The organism is Nocardia sp. NPDC049707, assembly GCF_040674855.1.
Taxonomy (GTDB): domain Bacteria; phylum Actinomycetota; class Actinomycetes; order Mycobacteriales; family Mycobacteriaceae; genus Nocardia.
The window spans coordinates 1-5,822 of the sequence record NZ_JBFANN010000102.1; the positions used below are offsets into that span (position 1 = coordinate 1).

Sequence of the window (5,822 nt, forward strand, 5' to 3'; positions counted from 1 at the left end):
CGCCGGATCCTCCAACGCCATCTCGTCGACGTCGTCCATCGCGCCATGACCGCCGATCAAGCTTCCTGGCAGCACCACATCACCCGCCACCAGCCGGCTGCTTGACATAGAAGCATCTGGTGTTTGGGGGCGTGCAGGTCAGTCCACCGGGGATACCCGGATAAGGTTGCCGTCGGGATCTGTAATCACGAATGTGCGGCCAAAGACAGCGTCGTGCGGCTTCTCCACGACGTGGACTCCCTTCGAGACCCAACTCGTGAAGATCTCGTCAACTGCGGACGCGGCTCCCGGCACCATCAGCCCGACTTCGCTCGTGCGAGGGGTGCTCGGGACCGCGTGCTCGCTGTAGCCCGTCCACAGCGCGAACAAGACACCGGGGGCAACCTCGAAAGCAACGTAGTGGGGACTGATGAAGGTCGGTTCGATCTCGAACAGGTCGCTGTAGAAGGTGGTAGCGGCCTTGGCGTCGCGGACGCCGATCAGGAACAGGTTCGGTGCGGGCATATAGAGCGCTCCTCAACTCGGTGATTTCTCGGTACCGCTTCAGTTGATCGCCGCATCGCGACAGAACCTGTCACCTTTTTCTGCAAATATTGGTCAGCGTGAAGGCTTCAAGGCTGTTGCACCTCGTGTTGCTCCTGCAGACCCGGCAGCGCATCACTACCGCCGAGCTCGCCGAGCGCCTGGAAGTGTCTCGTCGGACTGTGCTGCGGGATGTTGAGGCGCTCTCGACAGCCGGTGTGCCTGTTTATGCCGAACGCGGGCGCAACGGTGGGATCGTTCTGCTTCCCGGTGCACGGCTCAACGCATCCCATCTGGAGCCTCCAGAGCTGGAGGCCCTCTCCGTGGCTGGTTTGGACAGCACGCAACTTGAGCACATGGGCCTGTCTGCGGTGTGGGAGTCGGCCGCGCTCAAGATCGCCGCCCGCCAGGCTGCAGCACCGCAGTCCCCGAGCCCGCTGCGGCTGGCGGACCTGGTGCTGGTGGACAGCACCGCATGGTTTGCTGACTCAGAGGCAGCGGTCGACGTATCAGATCTGGCCTCGGCCCTGCGACACCGACGACGGCTGCGAATCCAATACCGGCGTAGCGCCGAGAGTCAGGCCTCAACGCGGGTGGTCGACCCGTACGGGATCGTGGCGAAGTCCGGCCGCTGGTATCTCGTCGCCGACCACCGAGGGGATGGTCGGCTGTTCGCTCTGGAACGACTCTCGGCGTACGAGCAACTCGACGCGCCAGTTTCTCTCCGACCAGGCGAAACCCTCCGCACCACGTGGGCTGCGTTGAAGGATCGCACCGAAGGGCAAGGTCGCGTGAGCGTGACCTTCCGCCTGCCAGAAAATGGCCTCGACCTGGCGCGGCGCATACTTGGCAACCGCATCCACGATGTCTCCGATGCGGAAGACGCCTCATGCACCGTCGTCGTCCGCTACCCCGACATCGAGTCAGTGCGTCAACTCCTCCAATTCGGCGACCACATCGAGATACTCACCCCGGAGACAGCCCGCAAACGCATCAGCCAGCTCGCCAGAGACCTGGCTGAAAGACACTCGACCCCAGCCACGTGACCGCCGATCGGAACGCCCTGCTCTCAATCAACGTCCCCGACCAGTACATCTAGCGGAGACCGTCGAATGTTGGTCGGTGCGCCACGGCGGTGGTGTTGAGCCGTGGCCCCGATCGGGTCCGCGGCCACCCGGGAATGGAGCTGTGCACACCGGCCGCCGCCGAAAGTGGATAGGGGAGGTGGGCGCGGAGTGGAGGCCGATACCCCCACGAGTCAGGGGACTGGCCAACAGCGCTGACCACGCAACTGCTCAAAGCTGGTCAGACGCAAGGGTTTGAGAAGACTTCGACAGCAGATCATCCGCGCCGTAGTTTGATTACAAGACCGGTGCAATGGGAGGAATCGCGATGCGTGTCGATGTCGAATTCACCAGTGGTGCAGTGGCCTTGCGGGGTTGGCTGTATCGGCCCGAGCAGGCGTCGGGCGTCGTCCCGTTGGTGGTGATGACGCACGGATTCGCTGGAGTCAAGGAGTGGGTTGCCCCGTTCGCTGAAGTGTTCAGTCAGGCCGGTTTGGCTTGTCTTGTCTACGACCACCCCGGATTCGGGACCTCCGATGGTGAACCGCGTTTTGAGGTCGACCCCGCCGCCCAAATCGAGGGCTACCGCGATGCGATCACTTTCGCGCAGACCCTGGACGGTATCGACCCGGAACGCATCGGCATCTGGGGAACCAGTTTCGCCGGTGGCCACGTGTTGGTGGTCGCGGCGACCGATCGGCGGGTGCGCGCGGTGGTGTCGCAGGTGCCACTGACCAACGGGTGGGCCAACTTCCGCAGCTTGGTGCCCACCATCATGCTGCCGACCGTTCATGCGGCCATCGCCGCCGACCGCCAGGCCCGCGCCTCCGGTAAACCACACCAGATGATCAAGGCGGCGTCCGATGATCCGACCGAACTTGTCGCCATGCCCGGTATCGAGGTCTACAACTGGTTGATGGCCAACGGCCCGCAGGTCCCGACCTGGCGTAACGAGGTCACTCTCTCCAGCGTCGATAAATTCCAGTCCTATGCCCCGGAAGCTTTCCTGCGGCGCGTATCTCCGACGCCGCTGCTGATGGTGATCGCCGATCAGGACACTCTGACGCCCGCCGATATCGCGCTGCAGAGCTATGCCGAGGCACTGGAACCCAAACAACTGGCGTTGATTGCCGGTCCGCACTTTGCGGTGTACGAGGAGCAGTTTCAACGTGCCTCCGGCGTCGCCCGGGACTTTCTGCTCGCCAACCTGAGCGGATAACGCCTGGATCTGGCTCGGAATTTGCTCGCGATCTCGATCAGGCGTAAGCAGGGTTAGCTGAGACTGTGGCGACCAGATCGCAAGTGCTGGAACACTCGTCGCCAGCTTGAGCGAGGCGCAGGAATCGTATTCGACAGATCATCGTTGAAATACGACCGAGACTTGCCGCGCGAGTGCGGAGTATGATCGATCGCGGGAGAATCAGCAGGCAGGCCCGACTAGGAGGTCGGTCATGTCGTTGCGTCGTCCGCCGCGGTCACCGCGGACAGCTCGATCCCCGGAAGCCCTTGAGCGACTGGAACGCTCGCGTGTACGTATTCGTGAACGCCGAGAACAGGCGCGTCAGCGGGAGCGAGCGATCACTGACGCGGTGAAGCGGTACCTCATCGGTTGGCAGGCGATCACAACGTGTGAAGTCAAGCGTGACCAAGAAATCCAGGCGCTGCGGCAGCAGATCAGTGCAGTCGAATCACGAGCCTGTGAGGAGATCGCCCGTCACCGCGCCGACCAAGCTGTTGCCGCCGCAGTGATCCGTGACCAAGATCAAACCGATGAAGATGTCGCTGATCTGCTCGAAATCAGCGTCAAACAAGCCCGGCAACTGATCACCACCGCACGCGCAACGGGCGGCACAATATCGGCGAGTGCATCACCGAAGCCGACCGCCCCACCAACCACCTCTCCCGACTCGATGTTGGATTCAGGCGCTGGCGTAACCACCGGCGTTCCACACGAACCACCGGAAGTGCTGCGGCGCGAAGGCTTGCCGTGAAGGAATGCCCGGCGCTGGGGAGGAGGGCCAGAACGCGACACCGCACCGATGGCAGTAGAAACCAGCTTGCCATACAGCGTGAGCGCGTCGACGTCCTCGTACGACTCTCCCGTTGCGGCGAATACGAAGCACAGCAATGCTGAGCAGGAGGCCGCCAGGCGTGGTCAGGACCACGAAGAAGATCACGGTGGAAAGAGCAGCGACCCACGGTGATACGCCGGGATACGGATCGGCGATTGAGATGATTGCCGGAACGATCCAGCACATCGCTGGCAACAGCAGCACAAGCGCAAAGAAGCTCAGGCGCCCGGCTGGAGTACGTGCGGGCTCGCGGGCCAGACTCCGCGCAAGTGTTGTGGTGTGAGTGCGCTCAACCGTGGCAGTACCGAACACCGGGACCAGGCCAGTTGAAGCCACACCAACGCCGGAATAGACGTTCGTTCCGGAACTGGTCGACACACCATCCGCATTCAACGCGGGCACACTCTGAACCGAGTCGAGCTGGCGGCAGTGTGGACACGTGAGGTCGATGTCCATGCGGGGGACCCCCTCCCAAGCTGTCGCGCTGTAGCGGCGCGTTTGCGGTGCTGGTACCTGCAACGAAAGCTCTGTGAGGTATCCAACACCTTCAGCGACCCGCTGTCGAGAGGTATTGGCGTGCTGATGCATTGATGAGTCCCTTCCTTGTGGCCGACGGTTGAGGCAGATTCGTCCGATCCAGCTGCACATGGCAGACCGCAATGTTGTCGCGCTCGTGGCCTGTGTCTTGTCCTGCTTGATCGGTTAAACGAAGCCCTGGGGGCGACTGTTGGGAGCGGCTGGAAGCGCCGCTCGAAATGGGTCTGCCATGGGTGAGGTCGCGCCGGTGAACTGCCCGCGGTGAGCGCGGCGGGTGATGCTCGAAACCCGGATCGGGCAGCGCATATCCGGGGATGCCCCGAGGATCGGCATTCGCTGTGGACCAATGTCAAAGAGTGCGTTCCAGTAGCAATCGCCGACCTCGGTCTGCCTGGCTGCGTCGTTTATGTCGTCATAGGGTTCTTCTCTGCCCGCGTGACCGTGGTGGCAAGGGGGTGGGGTTCCCCGGTGAGGTGGGCGAGAGCGGAGGCGACTTCGTTGATTGTTGCGGTGGTGTAGATGCCGGTGGGTCCGGCGTTGCCGAGGGCGTGGCGGGCGAACTCGCGTGCGGTCGCGCCGCCGTAGCGGCGTTCGACCCAGGTGGTTGTGGTGTGGCGTAGCCAGTGGATGGAGATGCCGTGGGTGATGACCCAGGGCAGATGTCGGCCGAGGCGTTCGAACAGGTAGTTGTAGCGACGGCGAGTGATGGGCTTACCGTTGCGTGCACGGAGTAGTTGTTCGTTTGGTGCGGCTCCGCGTTGTTGGGCGTGGTGGCATAGCGCGCGCATCAGGGTGGGGGAGACCGGCTGCCACTGTTGGGTGCCGCCCTTTTCTCGTAGGAGGATCACCGATTGCACGGGATCGAGATCTTGGGGACGCAGGGCCAGGGCACCGCCGCGGCGGCAGGCGGTTTCGGTGTGCAAACGTAGCAGCAGGGTGTCGAGCTGCGGGTCGTTGCCGGTGGTGGCGGCGACGCGGTTGATCTCGGTGAGGATGTCTTCGGGCAGTGCACGCCGGTTGGATCGGGTGCGGCGGGGTTTGGTCAGCCTCGCGGCGGGGTTGTCGCGCGGGTCCATGATCCGGTTGTCTTCGGCGTGCTTGTAGACCCGGCGCAACGCGTCGATCACGTGACGCACGACTTCACGCCCGTCTCGCCCGTTGCGGCGGATCAGTCGCTGGGTCCTGATCACCTCGCACAGCGCCTGCAACTCCACGGCAGTCGGCTCGTTCAAGGGCCGCTCAGCCCACCCCGGCTGGGCAAGAATCTTGGTCCAGTAGGTCTGGTAGTGGTCGCGAGTCCGGCTCGCGGGCATGCTGTCGGCGACGACTGGGATGTAGTCACCGAAGGTCGGGACGCTTGTGGCCGCACCGGTGTCGTCGCTGAGTTCGGCGAGGGTGAGATTGAGCCGGTCCATCATCATCCGGACCGCGGCGACGTCGGCGTCGCTGCGCGCGCTCATCGGACCATCCCCTCGGTGAAGCGGCGTGCGGCCATCTCGTCGAGGACATGCGGTGGGAAACCACCAGCAGGTGTTGATCAGGATCGGCGGCCAACAGGACCCTGTCGTGATGCTGGATGCCCGCGGCGCGCCGTGCATGAGCGGGCAAGGACAGATGCCCGTGCTTG

Annotated in this window: 5 protein-coding genes; 3 read left to right on the forward strand and 2 right to left on the reverse strand. The window is 63.5% G+C overall.

Annotated features, from left to right (window positions below; all coding sequences use genetic code 11):
* Nucleotides 1-138: 138 nt before the first annotated feature.
* Complete coding sequence (locus AB0J29_RS36895; protein ID WP_364795950.1) at nt 139-504, reverse strand: VOC family protein; 366 nt, start codon at nt 502-504, stop codon at nt 139-141.
* Nucleotides 505-602: 98 nt separating this feature from the next.
* Here AB0J29_RS36895 and AB0J29_RS36900 point away from each other — a divergent pair, with 98 nt between their 5' ends.
* The 3 genes from AB0J29_RS36900 (at nt 603) to AB0J29_RS36910 (ending at nt 3,577) form a co-directional block, all read left to right on the forward strand.
* Entirely contained in the window at nt 603-1,568 is a 966-nt protein-coding gene (locus AB0J29_RS36900) for a WYL domain-containing protein (RefSeq protein WP_364795959.1), read from the forward strand.
* A gap of 346 nt (nt 1,569-1,914) precedes the next feature.
* Nucleotides 1,915-2,805, forward strand: a complete 891-nt coding sequence (locus AB0J29_RS36905) for an alpha/beta fold hydrolase (protein WP_364795954.1) — start codon at nt 1,915-1,917, stop codon at nt 2,803-2,805.
* A gap of 232 nt (nt 2,806-3,037) precedes the next feature.
* Complete coding sequence (locus tag AB0J29_RS36910; RefSeq protein ID WP_364795955.1) at nt 3,038-3,577, forward strand: hypothetical protein; 540 nt, start codon at nt 3,038-3,040, stop codon at nt 3,575-3,577.
* A gap of 1,022 nt (nt 3,578-4,599) precedes the next feature.
* Here AB0J29_RS36910 and AB0J29_RS36915 read toward each other — a convergent pair.
* On the reverse strand, nt 4,600-5,655 hold the full coding sequence (locus AB0J29_RS36915; protein WP_364795957.1) for a site-specific integrase: 1,056 nt from the start codon (nt 5,653-5,655) through the stop codon (nt 4,600-4,602).
* Between the last annotated feature and the right edge of the window lie 167 nt (nt 5,656-5,822).

Coding starts and splice junctions, on each gene's coding strand:
- AB0J29_RS36915 (WP_364795957.1), bottom strand. CDS start 5,655: ATGAGCGCGCGCAGCGACGCCGACGTCGCCGCGGTCCGGATGATGATG.
- AB0J29_RS36910 (WP_364795955.1), top strand. CDS start 3,038: ATGTCGTTGCGTCGTCCGCCGCGGTCACCGCGGACAGCTCGATCCCCG.
- AB0J29_RS36905 (WP_364795954.1), top strand. CDS start 1,915: ATGCGTGTCGATGTCGAATTCACCAGTGGTGCAGTGGCCTTGCGGGGT.
- AB0J29_RS36895 (WP_364795950.1), bottom strand. CDS start 504: ATGCCCGCACCGAACCTGTTCCTGATCGGCGTCCGCGACGCCAAGGCC.